This is a genomic window from Companilactobacillus paralimentarius DSM 13238 = JCM 10415 (genome assembly GCF_001434985.1).
Classification (GTDB): domain Bacteria; phylum Bacillota; class Bacilli; order Lactobacillales; family Lactobacillaceae; genus Companilactobacillus; species Companilactobacillus paralimentarius.
Genome location: NZ_AZES01000014.1, coordinates 16,498 through 42,549 on the forward strand (window position 1 = coordinate 16,498; position 26,052 = coordinate 42,549).

General features: G+C 34.7%; 23 protein-coding genes. 20 read left to right on the forward strand and 3 right to left on the reverse strand.

The features are described 5' to 3' along the window. Nucleotides 1–66 precede the first annotated feature (66 nt). Complete coding sequence (locus FD33_RS01215) at nucleotides 67–906, reverse strand: undecaprenyl-diphosphate phosphatase (RefSeq protein ID WP_025084612.1); 840 nt, start codon at nucleotides 904–906, stop codon at nucleotides 67–69. 33 nt (nucleotides 907–939) lie between these two features. Continuing rightward, entirely contained in the window at nucleotides 940–1,959 is a 1,020-nt protein-coding gene (locus FD33_RS01220) for a lactonase family protein (protein ID WP_025084611.1), read from the reverse strand. Between the two features lie 68 nt (nucleotides 1,960–2,027). Between FD33_RS01220 and FD33_RS01225 the strand changes: the two genes are divergently transcribed. From FD33_RS01225 to FD33_RS01285, 13 genes are all read left to right on the forward strand, one after another. Beyond that, nucleotides 2,028–3,242 (forward strand): AI-2E family transporter, encoded by a 1,215-nt coding sequence (locus FD33_RS01225; RefSeq protein ID WP_025084610.1) that lies wholly within the window; start codon nucleotides 2,028–2,030, stop codon nucleotides 3,240–3,242. A gap of 184 nt (nucleotides 3,243–3,426) precedes the next feature. Next, entirely contained in the window at nucleotides 3,427–3,936 is a 510-nt protein-coding gene (trmL, locus tag FD33_RS01230) for a tRNA (uridine(34)/cytosine(34)/5-carboxymethylaminomethyluridine(34)-2'-O)-methyltransferase TrmL (protein ID WP_025084609.1), read from the forward strand. 53 nt (nucleotides 3,937–3,989) lie between these two features. After that, nucleotides 3,990–4,436, forward strand: a complete 447-nt coding sequence (locus FD33_RS01235; protein WP_025084608.1) for a DUF1149 family protein — start codon at nucleotides 3,990–3,992, stop codon at nucleotides 4,434–4,436. An 84-nt stretch (nucleotides 4,437–4,520) separates the two neighbouring features. Then, nucleotides 4,521–6,914 (forward strand): DNA translocase FtsK, encoded by a 2,394-nt coding sequence (locus FD33_RS01240; protein ID WP_056955684.1) that lies wholly within the window; start codon nucleotides 4,521–4,523, stop codon nucleotides 6,912–6,914. Further along, on the forward strand, nucleotides 6,911–8,185 hold the full coding sequence (yfmF, locus tag FD33_RS01245; RefSeq protein ID WP_025084607.1) for an EF-P 5-aminopentanol modification-associated protein YfmF: 1,275 nt from the start codon (nucleotides 6,911–6,913) through the stop codon (nucleotides 8,183–8,185). Before FD33_RS01240 ends, yfmF begins: the two co-directional genes overlap by 4 nt. A gap of 2 nt (nucleotides 8,186–8,187) precedes the next feature. Further along, nucleotides 8,188–9,426, forward strand: a complete 1,239-nt coding sequence (gene yfmH, locus FD33_RS01250; RefSeq protein WP_025084606.1) for an EF-P 5-aminopentanol modification-associated protein YfmH — start codon at nucleotides 8,188–8,190, stop codon at nucleotides 9,424–9,426. Between the two features lie 3 nt (nucleotides 9,427–9,429). Beyond that, nucleotides 9,430–10,152: an elongation factor P 5-aminopentanone reductase gene (gene ymfI, locus FD33_RS01255; RefSeq protein WP_025084605.1), complete on the forward strand. Its 723-nt coding sequence runs from the start codon at nucleotides 9,430–9,432 to the stop codon at nucleotides 10,150–10,152. Between the two features lie 65 nt (nucleotides 10,153–10,217). Continuing rightward, on the forward strand, nucleotides 10,218–11,063 hold the full coding sequence (locus tag FD33_RS01260) for a helix-turn-helix domain-containing protein (RefSeq protein WP_025084604.1): 846 nt from the start codon (nucleotides 10,218–10,220) through the stop codon (nucleotides 11,061–11,063). Nucleotides 11,064–11,138: 75 nt separating this feature from the next. Then, nucleotides 11,139–11,723: a CDP-diacylglycerol--glycerol-3-phosphate 3-phosphatidyltransferase gene (gene pgsA / locus FD33_RS01265; protein ID WP_025084603.1), complete on the forward strand. Its 585-nt coding sequence runs from the start codon at nucleotides 11,139–11,141 to the stop codon at nucleotides 11,721–11,723. Nucleotides 11,724–11,746: 23 nt separating this feature from the next. Beyond that, the gene (locus FD33_RS01270; protein ID WP_051564098.1) at nucleotides 11,747–12,286 is read left to right on the forward strand and encodes a CinA family protein; all 540 of its coding nucleotides are present in this window, start codon (nucleotides 11,747–11,749) and stop codon (nucleotides 12,284–12,286) included. Between the two features lie 88 nt (nucleotides 12,287–12,374). Continuing rightward, nucleotides 12,375–13,496 (forward strand): recombinase RecA, encoded by a 1,122-nt coding sequence (gene recA / locus FD33_RS01275; RefSeq protein ID WP_056955685.1) that lies wholly within the window; start codon nucleotides 12,375–12,377, stop codon nucleotides 13,494–13,496. A 129-nt stretch (nucleotides 13,497–13,625) separates the two neighbouring features. Then, nucleotides 13,626–15,191 carry a ribonuclease Y gene (rny, locus tag FD33_RS01280; protein WP_025084600.1) on the forward strand — a complete coding sequence of 522 codons (1,566 nt, stop codon included), beginning with the start codon at nucleotides 13,626–13,628 and terminating at the stop codon, nucleotides 15,189–15,191. Nucleotides 15,192–15,302: 111 nt separating this feature from the next. Next, nucleotides 15,303–16,388, forward strand: a complete 1,086-nt coding sequence (locus FD33_RS01285) for a glycosyltransferase family 4 protein (protein WP_054643132.1) — start codon at nucleotides 15,303–15,305, stop codon at nucleotides 16,386–16,388. Between the two features lie 285 nt (nucleotides 16,389–16,673). On the opposite strand, the gene FD33_RS01290 is transcribed toward FD33_RS01285, so the two are convergent. Further along, on the reverse strand, nucleotides 16,674–17,312 hold the full coding sequence (locus FD33_RS01290; protein WP_025084599.1) for a YigZ family protein: 639 nt from the start codon (nucleotides 17,310–17,312) through the stop codon (nucleotides 16,674–16,676). Nucleotides 17,313–17,342: 30 nt separating this feature from the next. Here FD33_RS01290 and FD33_RS12580 point away from each other — a divergent pair, with 30 nt between their 5' ends. From FD33_RS12580 to FD33_RS01325, 7 genes are all read left to right on the forward strand, one after another. Further along, complete coding sequence (locus FD33_RS12580) at nucleotides 17,343–18,653, forward strand: DEAD/DEAH box helicase family protein (protein ID WP_056955686.1); 1,311 nt, start codon at nucleotides 17,343–17,345, stop codon at nucleotides 18,651–18,653. After that, nucleotides 18,650–19,330: a ComF family protein gene (locus FD33_RS01300; RefSeq protein ID WP_056955687.1), complete on the forward strand. Its 681-nt coding sequence runs from the start codon at nucleotides 18,650–18,652 to the stop codon at nucleotides 19,328–19,330. The genes FD33_RS12580 and FD33_RS01300 overlap by 4 nt, the downstream gene beginning before the upstream one ends. 97 nt (nucleotides 19,331–19,427) lie before the next feature. Continuing rightward, nucleotides 19,428–19,976 (forward strand): ribosome hibernation-promoting factor, HPF/YfiA family, encoded by a 549-nt coding sequence (hpf, locus tag FD33_RS01305; protein ID WP_025084597.1) that lies wholly within the window; start codon nucleotides 19,428–19,430, stop codon nucleotides 19,974–19,976. Nucleotides 19,977–20,196: 220 nt separating this feature from the next. Beyond that, nucleotides 20,197–22,557: a preprotein translocase subunit SecA gene (gene secA / locus FD33_RS01310; RefSeq protein WP_025084596.1), complete on the forward strand. Its 2,361-nt coding sequence runs from the start codon at nucleotides 20,197–20,199 to the stop codon at nucleotides 22,555–22,557. Between the two features lie 40 nt (nucleotides 22,558–22,597). Then, nucleotides 22,598–23,720 (forward strand): peptide chain release factor 2 gene (prfB, locus tag FD33_RS01315; RefSeq protein ID WP_193322502.1). Its coding sequence is split into 2 segments (ribosomal slippage): nucleotides 22,598–22,669 and nucleotides 22,671–23,720, totalling 1,122 coding nucleotides; the frame shifts between segments, so codons are not numbered across the junction. Continuing rightward, a complete protein-coding gene (locus FD33_RS01320) occupies nucleotides 23,710–24,375 on the forward strand; it encodes a response regulator transcription factor (RefSeq protein WP_025084594.1) in 666 nt (221 codons plus the stop codon). Before prfB ends, FD33_RS01320 begins: the two co-directional genes overlap by 11 nt. 2 nt (nucleotides 24,376–24,377) lie before the next feature. Then, nucleotides 24,378–26,027, forward strand: coding sequence for a sensor histidine kinase (locus FD33_RS01325; RefSeq protein ID WP_025084593.1), 1,650 nt, complete (start codon nucleotides 24,378–24,380; stop codon nucleotides 26,025–26,027). Nucleotides 26,028–26,052: the final 25 nt, after the last annotated feature.

Sequence of the window (26,052 nt, forward strand, 5' to 3'; positions counted from 1 at the left end):
TTCTTTTAAAAATAAAATCCCGACCAATTATAATACAATTGATCGAGATTTAACTAGCATATGAAATTAAGCCATCAATGCTTTAGAACCAAAGTAAGCAATTACGATAATAGCTAAGATGATTCTGTACCAACCAAAGGCCTTGAAATCATTACGTTTAATGTAATCAAGTAAGAATTTGATTGAGGCATAAGCAACGATAAATGATACCAAAGTACCAACAAGAAGAATTATCGTTTGATCACCAGTAAAGGTATTACCATGTTTGAAATATTTAAATATTTTCAAAAGACTAGCACCAAACATTGTTGGAATAGCTAAGAAGAAAGAGAATTCAGTAGCTACGAATCTAGATGTACCAACTGTCATACCACCTAAAATAGTTGCACCGGAACGTGATGTACCAGGAACTAGTGAAAGGACTTGGAAAAGTCCGATTTGAAAGGCAGTTTTGTAAGAAAGACTATCCAGATCAGCTGTTTGAGGTTCTTTATTTTTGAGCCAATTTTCAACGACAATGAATAAAATACCATAAATTAGTAAAGTGGCTGAAATTACTTGCCAACTAGTAAGGTGTTTATCCATCCAGTCATTTAATGGAAGTCCGATAATTACGGAAGGTAAGATAGCAACAATAACTTTAAACCAAATACTCCATGTTTGTTTCTTTTCTACATTATTTTTCTTAGGTGAGAAAGGATTCAATTTGTGGAAGTAGATGAGGATAACGGCTAAAATCGCCCCAAACTGGATAACTACCATGAACATATTGATAAAGGCAGTGGGTTCGTTTAATTTAACGAATTCATCAGCTAAATACAAATGTCCAGTTGAACTGATAGGTAGAAATTCAGTAAAACCTTCGATAATACCAAGGATAATGGTTTTAATGATTTCAATGAACATAATAATTAATTATTCTCCTGACTAAATTTGGAACTAAATAAAGTGTACACATACACACTCAGGAATGGAAATATTATTTTCCAAACTAGTCAAAATTCCTTTTTTCATATTTCTCTTAAAGATAGTGATGTTATCTGAATCTTGGTTAGCTGCGATCAAGTACTTTTCAGAAGGATCTAAATCAAAATCACGAGGGCCTTTACCATCTGATGAGGTAGTATTGATTTTCTTGAGACGGTCACCTTTTTCATTAACACCGAAGAGAGCAATTGTGTCAGCTCCACGGGTTGAAGCATAAAGGAATTTACCATCTTTAGTAATTCGAATAGCTGCAGTAGTATTCTTTTGCTCATCTTTAGCAGCTTCAACTTCATCAACCAATGTCAATCCGGCTGTTTCAGCATTATATTCCATAACTAGAATTTTAGATGATAATTCACAGGCAACGTACACGTATGGTTTGGTTGGATTGAATACTAAATGTCTTGGTGCGTATCCAGCAGGTGCAATATAGTTATTCATCAATTTAGGATTCTTAGCATCAGATATATCATAAATATAAATACGATCAGCACCATAATCACAAATGATCAACTTGCCATCTGGTGTAAGGCTACTGAAGTGAGGCTTAGATTGATCTTGTTCAACACGAGGGCCATGACCTTCAAATTTAACTTCAGAATAGTGTTCGATTTTACCGTCGTCAGTTAAATGATCGATTTTAACTTTGCTCAAATGGAAATAAGCACTAAAAATCAAATTACGACTAGCATCGAATTTAACATATGATGGGGAAGTTTCTTCCGAGAAGTCTTCATCCAATAATTTTGGTTCGTCACCGTTGATATCGTAAACAACAATACCACCACGATCACCTTTTTTAGCTAAAGCAATCAATTTCAAATCGTTTGTTACGTCAATATATGTAGGACCGTTTAATTCAACTAGGACTTTAGGTGTAGATAATTCACCGTTGTCGGAATTGAATTCAGCTGAATAAACACCTTTACCAGCTTTTTTTGTGTAACCACTAAAGAGAACCTTTTCAAACATTACAAAAACCTCCAAACATTGTATAGTATATAGTATATTCTTAATAGAAAATTTTTGGGGAGTACTTTATGAAAGAAACGCCGGAAAAAAGAAAAAGTTGGTTTTACCAATGGTTCTTGAATAACCAATTGACGGTGATTTTGATTAATGTTTTCTTGGTATTTTTGATTATCTATTTTTTTTCAAAAATAAAATTTGTCTTTGATCCGCTTAATCAAATTTTAGGAATAACCATGCCACCGGTTATTTTAGCCTTGGTATTGTATTATTTGATTAATCCGTTGATCAATGTTTTAGAAAACAAATTTCATGTTAATCGAATCATTTCAATCACATTTGTTTTTATTATTATTTTGGCACTATTAATTTGGGGCGTTATGTCCTTGATTCCGTTCGTTCAAGATCAGATTGATTCATTGGTTAAGAATTGGCCACAATATTGGAATTCATTGAATAAAAGCTTGCAAAATATGTTTTCTGATCCTAAGTTGCACATGGTACGTCAACGTTTAGTACAGACAAATGCCAGTATCACAAAGAGCTTTGAAAAATCGATGGATCAGATTTTACCACAAACAGTTAATAATATTAGTTCTGCTGTTAGTGTTTTAACGAATGTGGTTGTTATTATTATGACAGCACCATTCATTTTGTTCTTTATGCTAAAAGACGATCGTAAATTTAAAGAATCAATTGTTAAAGTGATGCCTAATCGTATTAAAAAGTCAGTAGGCGATATGCTTTCTGAAATCAGTCAATCGTTGAGTTCATATATAACAGGCCAATTGACCGTAGCATTTTGGGTTGCTGTGATGTTCTTTGTCGGTTATTTAATTATTGGACAGAGATATGCTTTAGTTTTAGGAATTGTAGCTGGAATTTTGAATTTGATTCCTTATATCGGTTCGACTTTAGCTTTAGTTCCTTCACTGGTCATTGCGGCTTTTATTGCACCATCAATGGTATTAAAAGTTTTGATTGTTTTTGTAGTCGAACAAACGGTTGAGACCCGTGTTATCTCTCCAATAATTGTTGGTAATAAAATGCAAATGCATCCAGTTACAACTATTTTGGTTTTGCTAGTTTCAGCAGGGATGTATGGTTTGGTCGGTATGGTTGCAGGTATTCCAATCTTTGCTATTTTGAAGATTATTTTTACCCGATTCTTCAATTGGTTTAAACGTAATTCCAGTTGGTATGATGATGAAGATGCTCAAAATCTGGATACAGAATCAGAAACGAATCCAGATAATGAAAAAAAATCTCAAGAAAATCACAAATAATTCATTTTTGTGTTGTCTAGACCGTACATGTCGTATATAATACACTATGAGTTTGCGGTTATTTGTTTTTCTCAGAAGAGATTTTGACAAAAGCAAGTAAACATAAGGCTTTACTAGCGCATGTCCTTGCTGTGGTGTTCACCGAGGGTATGCGCTTTTTTGTTTAAAGAAGGAGAAGAAATAAATGACTAATCACATTGCTTTATATGAACCATTAATGCCAGCTAATACTGGTAATATTGCTAGAACTTGCGCCGGTACTAACACTAAACTACATTTAATTCGTCCGTTGGGATTTAGTACAGATGATGCACATATGAAACGTGCAGGGTTAGATTATTGGGATAAAGTTGATATTACTTATCATGACAATTTGAACGATTTTTTAGATTCCATTCCTGATGATAAGTATTTATACTTGATTACAAAGTTCTCAGATAAAGTTTATAGTGATCAAGATTTCTCGGATACTTCGAAAGATCATTATTTCTTATTTGGTAAGGAGACAACTGGTCTTCCAGAAGATTTCATGCGTCGTAATCCTGAAAAATGTTTAAGAATACCAATGAGTGATAACATTAGAGCACTTAATTTATCAAATAGTGCTGCTTTAGTAATTTATGAAGCCGTTCGTCAACAACATTTTGCAGGTTTAGAACTAAGTCATCATTACGAAAACGATAAGTTAGACTAAAAATAAGTTATTAAGGAACTCGTTATTATTTTAAATACAAGGGGTAAATTAATATGAAAATAAATAAAGGTGAAGTTAACGTTCAATCATTCCATTACGATGTGGAATCACCAAGTGCTGATGTAAAGACAGAATTAAACATCAATATTGAACATCCAGAATTCAAGGATGAGAATGGTGAACCATTGAATGAGGATGAAGGTAAAATTTTACAAGTGGTTGTACCATTCGAAATTCATCCAGAAAATGCACCATTTAAAGTATCCGGTTTGATTGGTCAAGTGGTCCAACCAATTGGTTTCCATGGTGAAATTCAAGATTTAGAGGCTAAAGATGTTCAACAATTATCACGTCCGGTAGTTGAATACATTGAAACGTTGACTTATCAAGTAACAAGCGTCTCATTGAATCGGGGATTCTCGTTGAATTTTAACAAAGATATTGAAATTGAACCCAACCAAGCATTGAAGGATTTGAAGAATAAAGAGTCTAATAAATAAAAACAGTCCATGCGGGCTGTTTTTTTTGAGTATCAAAACAGGTATAATTTTAATTGATTATTTATAGAATCGTGTGAGGTATTTATGGCAAGAAAAAAGGCAACTTCGAAGCCTAGAAAGAGAAAAACAACTACAAACAATTCGCGTCTGATTAGGTCATTAATTAGTTTAGTTTGGATAATATTGTCAATTTTAGGTTTGTTCAAATTTGGAATTGTCGGTAAAACGTTTGATAATCTATATCGAATGTTAGTAGGAGACAGTTATCCAGTCTTATTGATCATCAGTATTTTTGTTGCGGCGTTCGTTATAGCAACAGGAAGAATTCCCATCATGACGCCAAAGAGAAACTTTGGACTGTTGCTTGTATATTTAGGGTCACTAATTATTTTACATGGCATATTTTTCTCTAGTATGTCGTTATACCATAATTATAATTTAGTAACTTGGAATACTTTGGCAGCTGATATGACTCAGGTATCAGTCGATAATTCAGTTGGTGGCGGTATGATTGGTTCATATCTATATAGCTTTTTCATGCCAATGTTTTCAACCGTTGGAACATATTTTGTAACTGCTTTGATTATCTTCATTGGAATATTGATGTTATTTAATGTAACGATGAAACAAGTCTCAATTGTAACGACTAATGTACTAGTTTACTTTAAGCATCTAGCTATCAAAATTAAAGATGCTGTTACTGGTAAGTACGGTGATTATGTCGATCAGAAAGCTGTTGAAAAAGAAAAAGCATCACGAGTTAAACCAGAACCTGTAATTGAACGTGATGATAATAAGTTTAAAGATGTTAATAGTTTTGCTAAGAAAGAATCAGAACCTTCAACTGATGATTCTGATTTTCATATTGATATGCCTAAGGCACCGGAGTTGAAACCAAATTTGGCCGATTCGACTTCTAATAGTACAGCTGAAGTTGTTTCAAAACCTTATGGAATTGATGGAACTAAAGATAAAGATTTGCCAGAACCAGTTAGCTCCAAAGCGGTCGATACTGACGATAGTGACTATAAATTGCCAGGATCAGACTTGCTCAAGCAAATTCCACAGACTGATCAAAGTGCAGAAGTGAAATTGATTGATGACAATAAAGACAAATTAAAGAAGACTTTTAAGAGTTTTGGCGTCGATGTTGAGGTCAAAAAGGCTAGTCTAGGACCAACTATTACTAAGTATGAAGTTCAACCAGCTGTCGGAGTGAAAGTAAGTAAAATCGTTAATTTGGCTGATGATTTAGCTCTAGCGCTTGCAGCCAAAGATATTCGAATTGAAGCTCCGATCCCTGGTAAGTCTTTTGTTGGTATTGAAGTACCTAATCAAACAATTTCGACAGTATCATTTCGTGATATAACTGAGAATCAAAAGGATAAAACACATCCATTGATTGTTCCGTTGGGAAAAGAAGTTTCTGGTAATATTATTGAAGCCAATATCACTAAGATGCCCCATTTATTAATTGCTGGGTCAACTGGTAGTGGTAAATCTGTAGCTATCAATACTATTATTACCGGTATTCTAATGAAAGCTAAACCTAGTGAGGTCAAATTGATTCTAATTGATCCTAAGATGGTTGAGTTAAACGTCTATAACGGAATTCCCCATCTCTTGATTCCCGTTGTAACTGATGCTAGAAGGGCTGCAGGTGCTTTACAGAAGGCTGTTAAAGAAATGGAACGCCGTTATAAACTATTTGCAGAAACTAGTCATCGTAATATTGGTGAATACAATGCAGATGTTGATAAATTCAATAAAACTGCTACTGATGAAGACAAGATGGAACGCTTGCCTTATATCGTCGTTATAGTTGATGAGTTATCTGACTTAATGATGGTTGCTGGTCATGAAGTTGAAGCGGCAATTGTTCGCTTGGCTCAAATGGCCCGTGCAGCCGGATTACACATTATTATTGCAACACAGCGTCCATCTGTTGATGTTATTACCGGATTGATTAAGGCTAATATTCCATCACGTATTGCTTTCGCTGTTTCTAGTGGGGTCGATTCAAGAACTATTTTGGATTCTGTTGGGGCTGAGAAGCTTCTAGGACGTGGTGACATGTTATTCCAACCAATTGGGAAGAGTAAACCAATTCGTTTGCAGGGAGCTTATATTTCCGAATCAGAGGTTGAAAATGTAGTTAACTTTGTAAGTAGTCAGCAAGCGGCTGATTATGATGAAGATATGATTCCAACGGACGTTGATGAGGGTGGTTCGACGAGTGATGATAAACCTAATGATGAATATTGGGATGATGCTGTTGAGATGATTGTTAAACAACAGTCTGCTAGTGTTTCGATGCTACAAAGAAGATTCCAGATTGGTTATAATCGTGCTGCTCGGATGGTTGATGAAATGGAAGATAAGGGTATTGTTGGACCTTCAGAAGGTAGTAAGCCAAGGAAGGTTTTAATTACCGAGGAACAGTTAGATACAATTAGAAAAAATCAGGTGAAAAATTGAAAAAAAGATTAGCAAAAAATATTTTTTTGAATATTAATCCAATAAAAAAATTCCGTACTATCAAAATTCAAATAGATTTCTTACGTCCATTAAATAAGGATGAAATGACTAGTCGACGCTTGTTGGCAAATGTTTTATCAAATTCAACGAAAGATTATCCTAGTTTTCAAGCGATAAATGATCGTGAAATGGATCTCTATGGATCAGAGATAAATGTTTATACACGCAATTTATTGAATTTCAATGACTTGGCTTTCAGTGTGGAGTTTGCTGATCCTGCATTTTTGATTGATGGAAAGACTCAAATTAAAGATAATTTAGATTTACTTGGAGAGATTATTTTCAAACCTAATTTGGATGGAGCAAATTTTGATAATGAAGCTTTTTCCACTGAAAAACGTAATTTAATGTCTAATTTATTGTCAATACAAGATAATCAAGATTTAGTCAGTTCGCTCGGCTTGATCAAGTTGATTTATCGTGATGATCCTAATCGTCAGGTTCCAATTTTTGGTAGTGTGGAGCAATTAGAGAAATTGAAAAATGATCAGCTTTTAAAGGCATATCAAGATATCATTGCTAACGATTTAGTGATTATTAATGTAGTTGGTAATATTGATGAGACGGAATTTTTGGAATATTTGAATGAAAGTATTTTTGCTGAAAAATTAAAGAACGATCGCAATGACTTAACTATCTCTTTCAGTAATTTTGACAATTTAATTAAGAATCCAGCTAATCAAATAGAACATAAGCACTTGAATCAGAGTCGTATAGGCTTAGCTTATGCAACCGAAGGTGTCTCTAAGGATTTCAATCGTTTGGCACCACAAGTCATGAATTTGATTCTAGGTGGCGATGATCAATCACAACTTTTCTTGCAAGTACGTGAGAAAAATAGCTTGGCATATTCAGTTTCAAGTACTTATCAACCAATCAGTCATTTGGTAACGATTCAAGCTGGCCTGGATGCAAAGTCAATTGAAGAAGCTTTAAGATTGATCAATGATCAAATTGCTTATATTAAGAATGGTAAAGTTACAGATGAACAAATCAAACATGCTCAAAAAGTGATGCTTACACGGAGAAAAATATCTACCGATTCAATTCAGTATTATATTATGCGTAGTATTTGGGAGACCATTTATCCTAAAACTTTGTTGACCAATCAACAATTTGAGGATGAATTAGATAGCCTAGATAAAAAGCATGTGGCAAGTGTAGCTACACATATGCATGCAATCGCACAGTATCAATTGATTGGAGACTAGGGATGACAGAGAGATTACAAAAATATACTAAAAAATTGGCAAATGGATTTGAAATTGAAATTGTACCTTTGCCAGGATTTAATCAAGTCTATAGTGTTGTTATGGCTAATTTTGGTTCAGTTGACACCAAGCAAGGCATTAAAACTTTGCCAGCTGGAATTGCTCACTTTATTGAACACAAGCTGTTTGCCAAACCAGGGTATGATGTTTCAGAGAAATTTGCTAAATATGGTGCTAATTCTAATGCCTACACTAGTTATACGAAGACAGCCTATTTATTTCAGACATTGGAAAATCCTTATGATAATTTGAAGACACTTTTAGATTTGGTTCAGAATCCCTATTTTACTGAAGAAAATGTTGCTTCTGAACGTGGAATTATTAATCAGGAAATTCAAATGTATTTAGATATGCCAGAGTTTGTTTTGGAACAAAGAATTTTAGCTCAGCTTTATCCTAACGATCCAATAGCCGAAGATATTGCTGGAACTAATGACACATTGCAATTGATCAACAACAAAAATTTGTTACAGGCTTATCAAGATAACTATCGTCCAAGTAATATGGATTTGGTTATTGTTGGGGATGTTGATCCTGAAAAAATTGAAAATATTGTTGAAAATTCTAATTTTCAAACATTGGGTCAACCATTAGAAAAAACTTTCAATAAATTAACTCCAATTGGTTCTGGCGGCCAAGAGCAAATGGATATTAGTCAGGCCAGATCTGCCTATGGTATAAGGATCGATATTGATATGTCCGGCTATGATTTAGTCAAAAAACAATTCGAAATGAATATGGTGATGGAAACTTTAATCGGTGAATCCTCTAGTAATTATCAAGAAATGAACCGATTAGGAATAATTGATGATAGTTTTTCTTATAATGTGGTTGCAGAAAACAACTATTGTTTTATCATTATTAGTGGGTCAACTAATAATTCTGAAGAATTTCAGGAATATCTTCGAAAAAATTTGTCATATGAGAGTTTGAAGGCCGTTTTAACGGACACTAAATTTGAACGAATCAAGCGTGATGCTATTGGTGCTTACTTATTTGCGCAAAATTCACCAGAGGCAATTGCTAATCAGATGGCAGAATTGTATTTCTACGATGTGGATTACTTAGAATTAATTCATATGATCAATTCAATTCATCGTGATGACTTACTAGAAGTTTCTGAACAATTTTTGAAAGATGAAAATTGTACCTACTATAATTTATTACCAAATAGGAAGTAAGCTATGTATGCATTGATCATGGGTAGTTCAGGAGATATTGGAACAAGCAGTGCTAAGAATTTAGCTGCCAAAGGGTGGTCTCTTTATCTGCACTACAATAAAAATTCTGAACGTATCGAGAAATTGCGAGCGCAACTCGTTGAAAAATATCCAAAACAAGATTTCATACCAATTAAATTTGATATGGAACATGACAAAGTTGAAGATCTGACAAAACAGATTTTCGGACTGGATGCAGTCGTTTTTGCACAGGGCAATACGTATTATAAATTGTTAGTTGATATTTCTGAATCAGAGATTGATTCTTTGTGGAATATTCATGTCAAATTACCAATTTTAATTTTGAAACAACTTCAAGATAAGTTGGCTAAGACGCAACATGGAAGAATTGTTTTCATTGGTTCGATCTATGGGAAAGTTGGTTCAGCAATGGAGGTTGTCTATAGCACGGTTAAGGGTGCTATGTCTTCTTTTGCTGATGCCTATGCTAAGGAAGTGGCTTCGCTAGATATCTCGGTGAATGTAGTTGCTCCTGGAGCGGTAAATACTAAAATGAATACTCAAGAATTTTCTAGTGAAGATTTAGAAAATGTTAAAGAAGAAATTCCAGCTGATAGGTTGGCGAATCCTGATGAAATAGCTGATTTAGTCAGTTATCTTGTCAATATCAAATCAAATTATTTAACTGGACAAACGATTTATTTTGCCGGCGGCTGGTTGTTATAAGGTCGTTAGTAGTTAGATAATAATTTATGTTATACTTAGAAAAATTAGTTAATCGGTGGTAAAAAATGGACGAAATTGGCCAAAAATTAAGAAATGCACGTATCAAAAAGGGCTACACAATTGATGATTTGCAACAAATCACCAAAATTCAAAAACGTTATTTAATTGCTATTGAAGAAGGTCAATTTGATCATCTTCCTGGTGATTTTTACGTTAGAGCATTTATCAAACAATATTCTGATGCTGTTGGTATCTCTAGTGATGATTTATTAGAGGAATATAAAGCTGATATTCCTAATTCTCAACCATCACAAGAAGCAACTCAACAAGAGACAAAGACACGTTCTATCAAGGAAGAATCAAATTCTTTCTTCTCTAATTTAGGGAACTATATTCCTCAAATTGTTGTGGGAATTGTTGTTATTGTTATTATTGCTGTAATTGCTTTTGGAATGGTTCATCGTAATCAAAATGCATCCAGTGTAACTATCCCAAAGGATAGTACAACTCAAACAACTAAGAAGAAGACAGCCAAGAAGTCAACTAAGACAACAAAAAAAGCTACTGCTAAAAAGAAAACAGCAACTAAGACTGTTAGTGTCAAATCTTCAGGAGACAATACATATACTGTTACTAACATGCCTACAGGTGGCCTAAAAGTCGTTGTAGCTGGTAATGGTGGTCAAGCTTGGATTCAATTTACTGAAGGTTCAAATACAACTTGGCAACAAGCTTTGAGTTCAGGTGAAAAGAAGGAAACAACTGTTCCTGCTGATACTACTAGTTTCAAGATTCAAACTGGTAATATCAACAATACAGAAATTACAATTGATGGTAAGAAGCTTGACTTAGGAACTACTGACAGTAGCAGTTCGATTGTCAAAACACTTACATTTAATGTTGAAAAATAAAGTAATGGTGTCTAATCTAATAAGAGTGGACACCATTATTTTGTAAAAAAGAGTTATTATTGGAGGATGTTTTAAATGGTATGGAATTTACCCAACAAATTAACAATGCTTCGAATTATTCTAATTCCGGTATTTATTATTCTATTGGCTTTCGGTTGGTCAGATTTGGGGGAAATTTATGTTCTGAACAATTTGATCCCAATGAATCATGTTTTAGCAACAATTGTCTTTATCGTAGCCTCATTAACGGATTTAGCTGATGGTAAGATTGCTCGTAAAAATCATTTGGTAACTAATTTTGGTAAATTTGCTGATACTTTAGCAGATAAAATGTTAGTTATGACAGCTTTTATTTTCTTAGTAAGTTTCAAAATGGCACCTGCTTGGGTTGTTGCAATTATTGTTTGTCGTGAATTAGCTGTCACTGGTCTTAGAACGATTGTTCTTGAACAAGGTGGTAAAGTCATGGCTGCTCAAATGCCTGGTAAGATCAAAACTACTACACAAATGGTTGCAATTATTTTCCTATTGATGAATAATATTTTCTTCTCTGCAATCAATGTTCCAATCGGACAAATTTTCTTATATATTTGCTTAATTTTCACTATTTACTCTGGTGCTGATTATTTCTATCAAGCAAGAGATATTTTTAAGAAATAATACGTAATTTGAAAGAGAGAGCAATGAATAAATCAATTGAAATTTTAAAAGAAGCTGAACAGGCCAATTTTGAAAATGGATTGCCTCAAAAATGGTCTGGTTTTGCTACGGAAACAGTTGAAAAACTTAAACAAAATAAATTGAAAGTTACTGCGGCCGAGAGTTTAACAGCGGGTCTTTTTCAAGCAACTGTTGCTTCAATACCCGGAGCATCGAATATTTTTGATGGTGGATTTGTTACCTATGCTGATGATATCAAAGTTCAATTATTAGGAATGGATCCGAAGTTGATTGAAGAATATACAGTAGTCAGTAATCCAGTAGCCCAAGCGATGGCTGAATTGTCAGCTGAAAAAATAAAGGCTGATATTGGTCTTGGTTTTACTGGGGTAGCTGGTCCAGATCCTCTGGAGGGTAATCCTGTAGGGACAGTTTTTATTGGTGCTTGTAATCGTCAAAATCATCAAGAAATTATCAAAGAATTTCACTTTGAAGGTACAAGACAGGCTATTCGTTTAAAATCAGTTTTATGTGGATTTGCTCTCATTCAAGAAATAATATAACGAACAAACATTTGTTCGCTTTTTTCTTGCTTTTTTGGTAGATTACTAATAATATACTTAGTGATGAATGCATTAGGAGGAAAGCAATTTGGCTAAAGATGAACGACAAAAGGCTTTAGACGTAGCCTTAAAAAAGATTGAAAAGGATTTTGGTAAAGGTGCCATTATGAGAATGGGTGATGACCTTAATACTCAAATCTCTACAGTTTCTACAGGCTCTTTGGCTCTAGACAATGCTTTAGGCGTTGGTGGATTTCCAAGAGGTAGAATTGTTGAAATTTATGGACCTGAAAGTTCTGGTAAAACAACTGTAGCTTTGCACGCCGTTGCTGAAGTACAAAAGCAAGGCGGAACAGCCGCTTATATTGATGCTGAAAATGCCATGGATCCAGAGTATGCCAAAGCATTAGGTGTTAATATTGATGATTTATTGCTATCCCAACCTGATACTGGTGAACAAGGACTAGAAATTGCTGATGCATTAGTAAGTAGTGGTGCGGTCGATATTGTTGTTGTCGATTCTGTTGCCGCTTTGGTACCACGTGCTGAAATTGAAGGTGAGATGGGTGATGCTCATGTTGGTTTACAAGCAAGACTAATGTCACAAGCATTACGTAAATTATCTGGTTCTATCAACAAAACTAAAACAATTGCGCTTTTCATTAATCAAATTCGTGAAAAAGTTGGGATTATGTTTGGTAACCCTGAAACTACACCTGGTGGGCGTGCTTTGAAATTCTATTCAACTATTAGATTGGAAGTTCGTCGTGCAGAACAAATCAAAGATGGTTCAGATGTAATTGGTAATCGAACAAAGATCAAAGTTGTTAAGAATAAGGTTGCTCCACCATTCAAGGTTGCTTTAGTTGATATCATGTATGGTAAGGGAATTTCTCAAACTGGTGAACTGGTCGACATGGCGGTTGATAAGGATATTATCGATAAAAGTGGTTCATGGTATTCATACGGTGATGAAAGAATTGGTCAAGGTCGTGAGAATGCTAAGACTTATTTAGCTGAGAATCCAGAAAAGATGGATGAAATTAAACAAAAAGTTCGTGCTGCTTATGGCATGGATGGAACCAAAGAAGAAGCTGGATCTGAAGAAGAGAAAACTGATTCTAAAGTTAAAAAGGATGCTAAAGATTCCGAGAAAAAGAACGAAAATATTGATTTAATTCCTGATTCGAATAAAAAAGAGACTGAATAAGTCTCTTTTTTTCTTTTTATTTGGTTGACAGGCTATATTTATTCTATAATATTAAGTTGTATGTAAATAATTTGTAACAATAAATTTTACAAACAAAATTTTTAAAAAAGCAAATATGGAGGTGATAGCATGTATCCAGCTATCATAACCTTCTCTTTCGCTCTAGTAACATTGATCGTGGGTATACTCTTCGGATATGCTCTCTGTAAGGATGCCTACGAAAAGAAACTTTCACAAGCTAAACAAACTGCTGAAGATATTGTTTCAGATGCAAAGAAAGCTGCTAAATCCTTGCAAAAGGAAAAGCTTCTTGAAGCTAAAGATGAGATTCATCAATATCGTGAGAAACAAGAAGATGAATTGAAGGAACGTCGTAAAGATGTTCAGAGACAAGAAAATCGTATTCTCGAACGACAAGACATTTTGGATAAAAAAGACCAATCGCTTGAAAAGCGTGAGGAAAATATCGAAAACAACGAGAACGATATTTCAGCACGACAACAGAAACTTAGTGAAAAAGATAAACAATTGACTGAAACTCTTAATGAACAGCAAGCGGAGCTGGTAAGAGTAAGTAACTTAACACGTGAACAAGGTAGAAAGATTATCCTTGGTAAGTTAAACAAAGAATTGGTACACGAACGTGCCAAGATGATTAAGGAAAGCGATGAACAAGCTAAACAGCATATTGATAAAGATGCGAAGGCTTTGATTATCGCTGCTATCCAAAGAAGTGCAGCTGATACAGTTTCTGAATCAACTGTTACTACCGTTACTTTGCCTAATGAGGACATGAAGGGAAGAATCATTGGACGTGAAGGTAGAAATATTCGTACAATCGAATCCTTAACTGGTGTCGATTTAATTATTGACGATACACCTGAAGCGGTCGCTTTGAGTGCTTATGATCCAGTCAGAAGAGAAATTGCTCGAATGGCTTTGGAAAAATTAATTGAAGATGGTCGAATTCATCCAGCTCGTATCGAAGAAATGGTCGATAAAGCTAGAAAAGAAATGGATGATCATATTCGTGAACTTGGTGAACAAACTATTTATAGTTTGGGTATTAGTTCTATTAATCCAGATTTAATTAAGATCATTGGACGTATGCAATATCGTACAAGTTACGGTCAAAATGTTTTGAGTCACTCAATTGAGGTAGCAAAGTTATCCGCTGTGATGGCTGCTGAAATGGGTGAAGATGTTATGTTAGCAAAACGAGCAGGTTTATTACACGATATCGGTAAGGCCATCGACCGCGAAGTTGATGGATCACACGTAGAAATAGGTGTTGATATCGCAACTAAGTACAAAGAACCAGAAGTAGTTATTAATACAATTGCTTCACATCATGGGGATGTTGAACCAACGTCATTTATTGCAACAATTGTTGCAACAGCTGATGCAATTTCTGCAGCACGTCCTGGTGCTAGATCAGAATCGATGGAGAATTATATTCATCGTCTTGAGAAATTGGAAGAAATTGCTAATAAGCATGATGGTGTTGATCATTGTTATGCAATTCAAGCTGGTCATGAAATCAGAGTTATGGTTAAACCAGAAGAGATTTCTGATGATCAGGCAGCAATTCTAGCTCGTGATGTTAAAGGTGAGATTGAGCAAAACCTTGAATATCCAGGTCACATTAAAGTTACTGTGGTCCGTGAAGTTAGAAAAGTAGAATTGGCTAAATAAAAAGGGGGTGTATCGTTTGATACGCTCTTTTTTAATTTACTTTTTGTTTATGCCATAGGTATTGTATAATTGTTCTATTAACGGAAAGTGAGTTTTTCAAAAATGTCGGGTATGTTTAGTGTAATAGTAAAATTATTTTTAACGATGATTCTGTCGGCTATAATAACTCCTTTCGTAGTGAAGTTAGCCTATATTTTGGGTGCTGTCGATAAACCAAATGCACGGCGTGTAAATATAAAGCCAATGCCTACGATGGGTGGATTGGCCATTTTTATAGCATTTAATTTTGCTACGTTTGCTCTGTTGCGAGAACAATTCCCAACACATGAGTTATTCAGTGTTTTTCTAGCAGAATGTATTATTGTATTAACAGGTATTATTGATGATATTCGTGAATTATCGCCCAAGGCTAAGCTAGCAGGTATTTTCGCAGCTTCTTTAGTTATTTACTTCTTGGCAGGTATCAGAATGAATGAAGTTACATTGCCAATTATCGGTTCATTCGAACTTGGTTGGTGGAGTTTGCCAATAACGATCATCTGGATTATCGCCATTACTAATGCGGTGAATTTAATTGATGGACTTGATGGATTAGCTACTGGTGTTTCCATTATCGCGTTGTTCACAATGGGAGTCATGGCTTACTTCTTCTTAAATCTAACTAATGTTTATGTGGCTATTTGGATTTTTGCCTTAGTATTTGCTTTGGTAGGTTTCTTACCGCACAATTTCCATCCAGCCAGTATTTTCTTAGGTGATACGGGTTCACTATTTATTGGATTCATGATGGCAGTGTTCTCACTTAAGGGATTGAAAAATGTTACATTCATTACTTTGTTAATGCCAGTGGTAATCATGGGTGTTCCTATCACTGATACTGTTTATGCAATTCTTAGAAGACTTTTGAATAAAAAACCAATTATGCAAGCTGACAAGCATCACTTACATCATAGATTGATGCAATTAGGCTTGTCTCATCGTCAAACTGTTTTAGTAATATATGGTTTGTCTCTGGTTTTTGCTTTTATCTCAATGCTTTATCCACTATCAACTTTGTGGGGGAGCGTACTATTAACGATTGGAGTTCTGATTGGTTTGGAATTATTTATTGAATCAATCGGTCTATTGGGGGATAATCGTCAGCCGTTACTACATGCAATTCAAAAATTTATTAAACGATTAGAAAAGAAGGATTAACAGACGCCGTTATAGCGCCTGTTTTTTTTGTGTCTGACAACGGTTCTACAATTGCTAGACACTGGTAGACTGGATTCAACAGTATACAGTATGTAGATAGTATAAATAGATGACACCTCTTTTAATAGATTTCAAGGAGAGATGAAAAATGAAGTTAGGCGAGCAATTGAAGAAGTACGGTGATGAAGGAAATCTTGTTTTTGATAAACATTTTGTTTTAAGAGATGGGGACTACGAATAATAAAAACTCTCAATCAATTCGTTTTTAGAATTGGTTGAGAGTTTTTAATTTGCTTCAATAGGAACCTGTTTATAATTTTTTTCAGTTTCCTTTAATGTGATTTGGTTTTGGAAGAGATCTTTAATATTTTGAACCGTTTGTTTAGCGCTATCCAAATCTAAGAAGATTTGGCATTTAACATCAGTCGAAAATTGTTTATCTTCTAAATTTATTTTTTCCTTTTGGGCATAGTTATCAAATTTATCGAACATATGATAGGGAATTGTTAATTCGTATCCTTGTTGAATTCGATTTTCAACTAAACCGATTTCCTTAACAGCCTCAGCAGTAGTTGATGAATAGGCTCTAATCAGACCACCAGCACCTAATTTGATACCACCGAAATAGCGAGTCACAACGACGGTTACATTTAAGAGATCTTGTTGTTGAAGAACGTTGAGAATTGGTGAACCAGCTGTTCCGCTAGGTTCGCCATCGTCAGACATACGTTCAACCTTGACATTTTCCATAACGATAAAAGCAGTGCAATTGTGAGTTGCTCCAGATTCTTGTTCTCGAATTTTTTGGATAAAGGCTTTGGCCTCATCCTCAGAGAAAGTTTGGGCAACATGGGCAATAAAGCGTGATTTCTTAATGTCTTTCTCATGACTGCCAGTTTTGGCAATTGTTTTATAATTTTGCAAAAAAAGTCGCTCCTTTACGTAATTTTAATTATGACTAATTTAAATGAATATTTTGGTGGCAGAATTATTAATGCCAAAGAATTAACTCCTGAATTGAAGAGAACTTTGCTTGACCAGGGTGCAATACAAACAGCAGCAACTTATCAAATCAGAGGTGAGAGATATTGTCGACGTTGTTTAATGAGGTTACCTCAGAAATCAGAAAAATATGACTATTGCCGTCATTGTATCAATCTAGGAAAGATTAGTTCAAGTGATACTTTGCTCATAACTAACGCAGACATTATATTTCCGACACAGGAGAAGTATTTGAATTGGGATGGTGAATTGACTGACAATCAGCGAAAAGGTGTTCATGAGCTTTTAAATGCCTTTGACAGGCATCAAGATCATTTAATTTGGGCCGTTACTGGTGCTGGAAAAACAGAGATGATATTCCCACTAATTGAGCAGGCGCTGATCAATCAGCAACGAGTTGCCATTTGTTCTCCACGTGTAGATGTTTGCATCGAACTCTTTCCTAGATTACAAAAAGTTTTTCCAAAAACGGCGATAGGCTTATTTCATGGTAAAAGTTTAGAAAAATATCATCTTACACAAATAGCTGTAATGACTGTTCACCAATTGATTAGATTTGAAAAAGCTTTTGATGTGTTGATTATTGATGAAGTGGACTCTTATCCTTTAGCTGGTAATCAAATGCTACATCAGGCAATTAAAAAATCTAAAAAGAGTATAGGGATGATGGTTTATTTGTCGGCTACACCGCCAAAGGAACTTCTACAGAAAGTACGAAAAGGTCAAATAACACTTTCTAAATTATATCAAAGATTTCACGGCCACCCATTACCGGAGCCACATTGTCATTTGTTATTCAAGGAAATAGATTTTTTAGGTATCAATCCTAGACTACGTTTAAAACTTAATCAAGTTGTAAGCAGTCACCAACGTTTGATGATATTTTTTTCATCAATTCCCGTTATGGAGAAATTTGCTCAAAAATTAAAACGATATTATCCGACATTGTCATTTGTGAGTGTTAGTTCTCTTGATAAAGAGCGTTTGGAAAAAGTGCAACGATTTCGTGAACACCGTGTTCAAGTTATTTTAACAACAACGATTTTAGAACGAGGTGTGACTTTTAAACGGGTAATGGTCTTAGTATTGAATGCTGATGCTAAAGAGTTTTCGAAGACCTCGTTAATACAAATTGCTGGTCGTGCAGGGCGGGATAAAAAATATTTCGACGATGAAGTACATTTTTACTATCGTTATTATAATCGTCAGATCCGTCAAGCATGTAAGGAAATAGAGTATTTAAATCAACAGGTGAAGAAATGAAATGTTTAAATTGTGGAGCTGAAATAAATAATAATTTAAAAATATCAGAGATATTTTTTTTAAAAGAAATTATACCGGATTATATCTGTAATTTATGCCGTCAACAATTATCACCTTTGGCAAATCGGAATAATTGTCCTCGATGTTTTAAACCAAATAGTGAGGGAATCTGCTCAGATTGTCTCATTTGGGAGCAAAAATATGGAAAAATCAATTGCCATCAGGCTTTGTTTGAGTATAATCAGTTCATACACAGCTATTTCAAGCTGTATAAACGATATGGAGATGTCTTGTTAGCAAAATTATTTTATCAAGATATAAAGAACTGGTCTTTAAAGAATCACTTTGATGTAGTTACTTATGTTCCTGCAAGCCAAAGCCATTTTGAAAAACGTGGTTTTGATCCTGTTTATGAATTATATGCTGATATCTTTGATTTAAAGAAACTTTTGTTTAAAATTGATGCCGACAAACCGCAAGCTCAAAAAAATCGTTTGGAGAGAATGCAAACTCCACAAACATTCTTCGCTTTGCCTGAAATTAATAATTTGCAAAAGAATCAAAGAATTTTGATATTAGATGATATTTACACGACAGGACGAACTTTGATGTACGCTCATGATATATTTTTAAGTCACGGATTTAAAAATATTTGCACGTTTTCATTATCAAGGTAGTGAAAACGTTGTCATATGGGCTTAAGAATATTATAATTGCATTAAAGAGATGTAAAGATGCTCTTTAATTTCCTACTCGTCGGAAGGAGAGATTATTATGTTAAATATTAATGTACGTGGTGAAAATATTGAGGTAACTTCATCAATTCGTGAATACGTTGAAAAAAGAATTTCCAAAATGGAAAAATACTTTAGCGATGACAGTAATCCTATTGCACATGTAAATTTGAAAACATATCCATCAAAGGGTACAAAAGTCGAGGTTACAATTCCTCTATCATATATCACATTGAGAGCTGAAGAGGTCAATGATGATTTGTACGCTGGAATCGATCTAGTAATTGATAAGCTTGAAAGACAAATCAAAAAGTTCAAGACACGTGTAAATCGTAAGAGCCGTGAGGGTGGCAGCCTAAAGGATATTCCTTTGGATGATGTAACACCTGAAGAGACTGAAGAAGATAAATCAGAAATTGTTAGAACAAAGCGTCTTTCATTGAAACCAATGAATGCAGAAGAGGCTGTTCTACAAATGGAAATGCTTGGACATGAATTCTTTATCTTTGAAGATTCAGAAACAAATGGTGCAAGTATTGTTTATAAACGTAACGATGGCAGATATGGCCTAATCGAAACTAATGAATAATTAATAAATTAAATGAATAACAATGTTGGTCTGGAGCTTATGCTTCAGGCTTTTTTGCTGTCCATAAAGCTTTGTAAAGTATTCTTAACACTACTAAGGCGTAAAATGGTGTATCATTGTAGACCTGAAAAGTCTATTTGACGATATTAAGTTTAAAAGTTTAAAAAAAAATGCTACTATTAAGAGTATGTTCATTTACACTTAGGAGAGATATATAAATATGGCAAATCCGCTAAGAAGATGGGTCGAAAGCGACAAAAGAGAAGTCAAACGTATGGGCAAGATTGCCGATAAGATTGAAAGCTATGCTGATGCTTATAGCAAGCTTTCTGATGAAGAACTTCAAGCTAAGACTCCTGAATTTAAAGAAAGACTAGCAAAGGGTGAAACACTAGATGATATTTTGCCAGAAGCCTTTGCTACTGCTCGTGAAGGAGCTAAAAGAGTCCTTGGACTTTATCCATTTAAGGTTCAATTAATTGGTGGTATTACTTTGCATGAAGGTAATATTGCTGAAATGAAAACTGGTGAAGGTAAAACTTTGACAGCTACATTACCAGTTTATTTGAATGCTTTAGCTGGTAAGGGTGTCCATGTTGTTACTGTTAATGAATATCTATCCGGTCGTGATGCCAAAGAGATGGGTGAGCTATATAAATGGCTTGGCCTAACGGTTGGTTTGAACTTGAATAGTATGGATTCTGAAGAAAAACGTGCTGCTTATAATTGTGATGTTACATATTCAACAAACAGTGAATTAGGTTTCGATTATTTGCGTGATAACATGGTCGTCTACAAGGAACAAATGGTACAACGTCCACTTCATTATGCAATTGTCGATGAGGTTGACTCTATTTTAATTGATGAGGCTAGAACACCTTTGATCATTTCAGGTGCAGCTGAAAAATCAACTGCCATGTATGTTCGTGCAGATCGTTTTGCTAAGACCCTTGAAAAAGATGATTACAAGATTGATTGGCCTACAAAGTCAATTAGTTTAACAGAAACAGGAATTAGAAAAGCTGAAGATTACTTTGGCCTTGATAACCTTTATGATATTGATAATACAGTTTTGAATCACCATTTGGATCAAGCTCTACGTGCTAACTTCATTATGAGCCTTGATATTGATTATGTGGTTCAAGAAGGCGAAGTAAAAATTGTTGATCAATTTACTGGTCGTGTTATGGATGGTCGTCGTTATTCTGATGGACTACACCAAGCTATTGAAGCTAAGGAAGGTGTAGAAATTCAAGATGAAACTAAGACTATGGCTAACATCACTTATCAAAACTTCTTCCGTATGTACGATAAGTTATCTGGTATGACTGGTACTGCTAAGACCGAGGCTGAAGAATTTAGGGAAATCTATAACATGGAAGTAATTTCTATTCCAACTAACAAGCCAGTTATTCGTGATGATAAAGATGATCTTCTTTATCCAACATTAAAGAGTAAATTTGCTGCCGTTGTTGAAGATATTAAGAGACGCCATGCAAAGGGACAACCTATTTTGGTTGGTACTGTTGCGGTTGAATCTTCTGAATACCTATCTAAGTTACTTGACAGTGAAGGAATTCCACATGCCGTCTTGAATGCTAAGAACCATGCTAAAGAAGCTGAAATCATTATGAACGCCGGTCAACGTGGTGCTGTTACTATTGCCACTAATATGGCTGGTCGTGGTACTGATATCAAACTTGGACCTGGTGTTAGAGAAATAGGTGGTTTAGCTGTTCTTGGTACAGAACGTCATGAATCACGTCGTATTGATAATCAGCTTCGTGGACGTTCTGGTCGTCAAGGTGATCCTGGTGTTACACAATTCTATATGTCACTAGAAGATGACTTGATGAAGCGTTTTGGTTCTGAACGTATTAAGCGTGTGCTTAAGACTTTGAAGATTGAAGATGATGACGCTGTTATCCAAAGTAAAATGATGACACGTCAGGTTGAATCTGCTCAAAAACGTGTTGAAGGTAATAACTACGATACACGTAAGAATACTCTTCAATATGATGATGTTATGCGTGAACAACGTGAAGTTATCTATAAAGAGAGAATGGAAGTTATCACTGAAGATAAAGATCTTGATCGTGTATTACTTCCAATGCTTAAACGAACAATCCAAGCTCAAGTTAATGTTCATACTCAAGGTAAACAAGAAGATTGGGAATTAGAGGCAATCGTTGACTTTGCTAAATCTGCTTTAGTTAATGAAAATCAAATTTCAGTCGTTGATTTACAATTAAAGAGTGCTGATGATATTGTTAAATATTTGATGGACATAGTTAATAAGAATTATGAAGAAAAGAAAGAGCAACTTGGTGATCCCGCTCAAATGCTAGAATTTGAAAAGGTTGTTATTTTGAGAGTTGTTGATGAACACTGGACAGATCATATCGATGCCATGGATCAATTACGTCAATCAATTGGATTACGTGGTTACGGTCAATTAAATCCTTTAGTTGAGTATCAAGAAGAAGGATACCGTATGTTTGAAGAAATGGTTTCAGATATTGAATATGATGTAACTAGATTATTCATGAAGGCCGAGATCAGACAAAATATGGAAAGATAAAAGCGGGCCTTTGGCCTGCTTTTTTTATAAGGGTGATTGTATGGAATTTGGTGAAATTAAAAATAAAATTTCAGAGATGGAAAACAAAATAAGTCAATTCAGGGGGTCTCTTTGACTTAGATGCCTTGGAAGAAAGTATTGCTGAGAATGAAGGCCGAATGGCTGAAGCCGGTTTTTGGGATGATCATGATAAAGCTCAAAAGGTTATCGATGATACGAAGGCTATGAAAGATAAGTATGATAACTTCAAAGAATTAAGCCAAGGTTTGGATGATATTAAGGTTTCAGCAGAGTTATATCAAGAAGATCCTGAGGATGAATTAATGGAACAAATGGTAGACGATTCTTCTGATTTGTCCCAAAAGTTGCGTTCATATGAGTTAATGATGTTGTTATCAGAACCTTATGATTCTCACAATGCTATTATGGAAATTCATCCTGGTGCCGGTGGTACAGAGTCTCAGGATTGGGGTTCCATGCTTTTGAGAATGTATCAAAGATGGGCTGATCAACATAATTTTTCCATTGAAATTGAAGATTACCAACCTGGTGATGAAGCTGGAATCAAAAGTGTTTCGATAATAATTCGTGGAAAGAATGCATACGGCTTGTTACGTTCCGAAAGAGGAGTTCATCGACTAGTCAGAATTTCGCCTTTCGATTCTGCCGGTCGTCGTCATACGTCTTTTGCCTCAGTTGATGTAATGCCTGAGTTGGATGACAGTATTCATGTTGAAATTAATGATGATGATTTAAAAGTTGATGTTTTTAGATCTTCTGGTGCTGGAGGTCAACATATTAATAAGACTTCTTCAGCGGTGCGAATTACCCATTTACCTACTGGAATTGTTGTCAGTTCACAGGCTCAACGTTCACAATTACAAAATAGACAAACAGCAATGAATATGTTGAAGGCTAAACTTTTCCAAAGAGAAGAGGAAGAGCGTGCCAAGAAACATGCTGAAATTCAAGGTGAACAGAAGGATATTGGCTGGGGTTCACAAATTCGTTCATATGTATTTCATCCCTATACTATGGTTAAAGACCATCGTTCCAACTATGAATCAGGAAATGGACAAGCAGTCATGGATGGAGATTTAGATCCGTTTATTTATGCTTATCTCCAATGGAAACTACAAGGGGCCAAAATAAATGAAAAGTAAAATCTTAGTTGTTGACGATGAACCTGCAATTTTGGAGTTAATTGAATACAATTTGGAAAGTAATGATTATCAGGTTTCGACAGCAACTGATGGCGAAATGGCGTTTGAAAAGGTAAGTAATGGAGATTTTGATTTAATGTTGCTTGATCAAATGTTGCCTAAAATGAATGGTATGGAAGTTCTCAAAAAAATGCGTGAATCTGGTAATCTTACTCCTGTGATTTTTTTAACCGCAGTAGATTCAGAGGATACTAAAATTAAAGGCTTGATTAGTGGTGCTGATGATTACGTAACTAAGCCGTTTAGCATTAAAGAATTATTAGCGAGAATTGAAGTTGTTTTGAGAAGAACATCTCATGAACAGAAAAAAAGTAGTTTTCAGCTTAATACCGATGTTAAAAGTTTGATTATTGATGGCCAAGAAATTGGTTTGACGAAAAAGGAATACGAATTACTAGAGTTTTTGATTAGAAATAAAGGGATCGTCGTCTCACGTGAACAAATTTTTGATAATGTTTGGGGAATTAATTCTAATTCACAAATGAGGATGGTTGATATCCAAATTAGTCACCTCCGTGATAAAATTGAAAAGGACACCAAAGATCCACAAATAATAAAAACCGTGCATGGTTTCGGTTATATTTTAGAGGTATAACGATGAAAAGAAGAATAGGACCCATAATTGCTATTTTAATTTCAGTAGTTATCTTTGTTGTGTTGGTGATTTTTTCCGATACTATTTTGGGCGATTCACAAAAGGATATGTTTACTGAAGAGACCGTTTCATACCAAGAATTAAAGAAAAATCATGATCCGTCAGAAGCAGCCAGAATTGCTGGGTTGGATTATGTTGATTCAAGTAAAGAAGATACTTATTTACAGAAAAAAGCTTATGATATGTTCCATCGTGGTCGGATAGCTCCTGGTAAAAATTATGTTACTGACGTTAATTTTGGCGAAAGAATTATGTATTACTTACCAGGTTCTAGTCGTTATGTAGTTGCTAAAAGGTACAACCGTCTTTGGAGCCAGGCTCCATTGACATTTGTATTAGTGGCTCTGATGTATTTTGTTATCACTGACTCGGTCATTTTATTTTATTATCGGAAACGTCAAATTCTCAGCAATGATATTAAAAGTGTGACTGAGAATTTGAGACGTGTACGTAAGAATAAAGAAATGGCTTCACTTATTTTGTCGCCTGATGACGAATTATATGGTTTAGTTGAACAAACTAATAAAATTAGTATGGATATTAATGATTTACGGGATGATGTTCGGTTACGTGAGAGACGTTTCAGGGGGTTAGTAGGCCATTTACCAATCGGTGTAATGTTGTTGAATTCCCAAGGTGATGTTTTGATGCATAATCAAGCAATGGCCGGTCTTTTAGATGTGAACATTTCTAATGATATTCATCCGTTCATTGAAGATATTAAAACTTATAGTTTGAGTCGAATGATTGAGCATACTTTACGTAAGAATAAGAATCACCACCGTGAGATTCAATTGGTTGGTAATTCACAAAAGTTTGTCGACGCAAATGTTATTCGTTTGGTACATACGCGTGAGGATTTTGACCAACAAGTTTTGGTTATTTTATATGATTTAACCGAAAGTCGTCAGATTGAAAGAATGCAAGTTGATTTCGTTAATAATGTCAGTCATGAATTGAAAACACCTGTAACCTCAATCGAAGGTTTCTCAGAGACCTTATTGAATGGTGCCAAAGATGACCCTGAAAAACTAGATCATTTCTTGAAGATAATTCATAGTGAAAGTATTCGTTTAACTGAATTAATTCAGGATATCTTGTCACTTTCTAGAGTTAAAAAGGGTAATTATAAGGCCGAAGTAGTTAATCTGCACGAGGATATTGATAGTATTTTGGAACGCCAAGATACAACAATAAAGAAACATAATTTAACGATTAAAAAACAATTTTTTGGTAATGAAGATGTAACTATCAATAAAGAGAAGTTCGATTTGATCATTCAAAATCTGATAAAAAATGCTATTTCGTATAATAAAGAAAACGGTGAAATTAACATTGAGGTTCATCATGATGAAATTGAGAATCGTCTTAAATTTATTATTAAAGATACCGGTATTGGAATTTCTGAGGATGATCAAGGTCGAATCTTTGAAAGGTTCTATCGTGTCGATCGTTCTAGAAGTTTAGAAACAGGTGGTACTGGTTTAGGTTTAGCTATTGTTAAAGAAACTTTGGATACCTTAGATGGAGACATTCGAATGGAATCTCATAAGGGATTGGGAACAACCTTTACGGTAAATATTCCTTTGTAAAATAGAAAAAATTGTCATGGTAAAA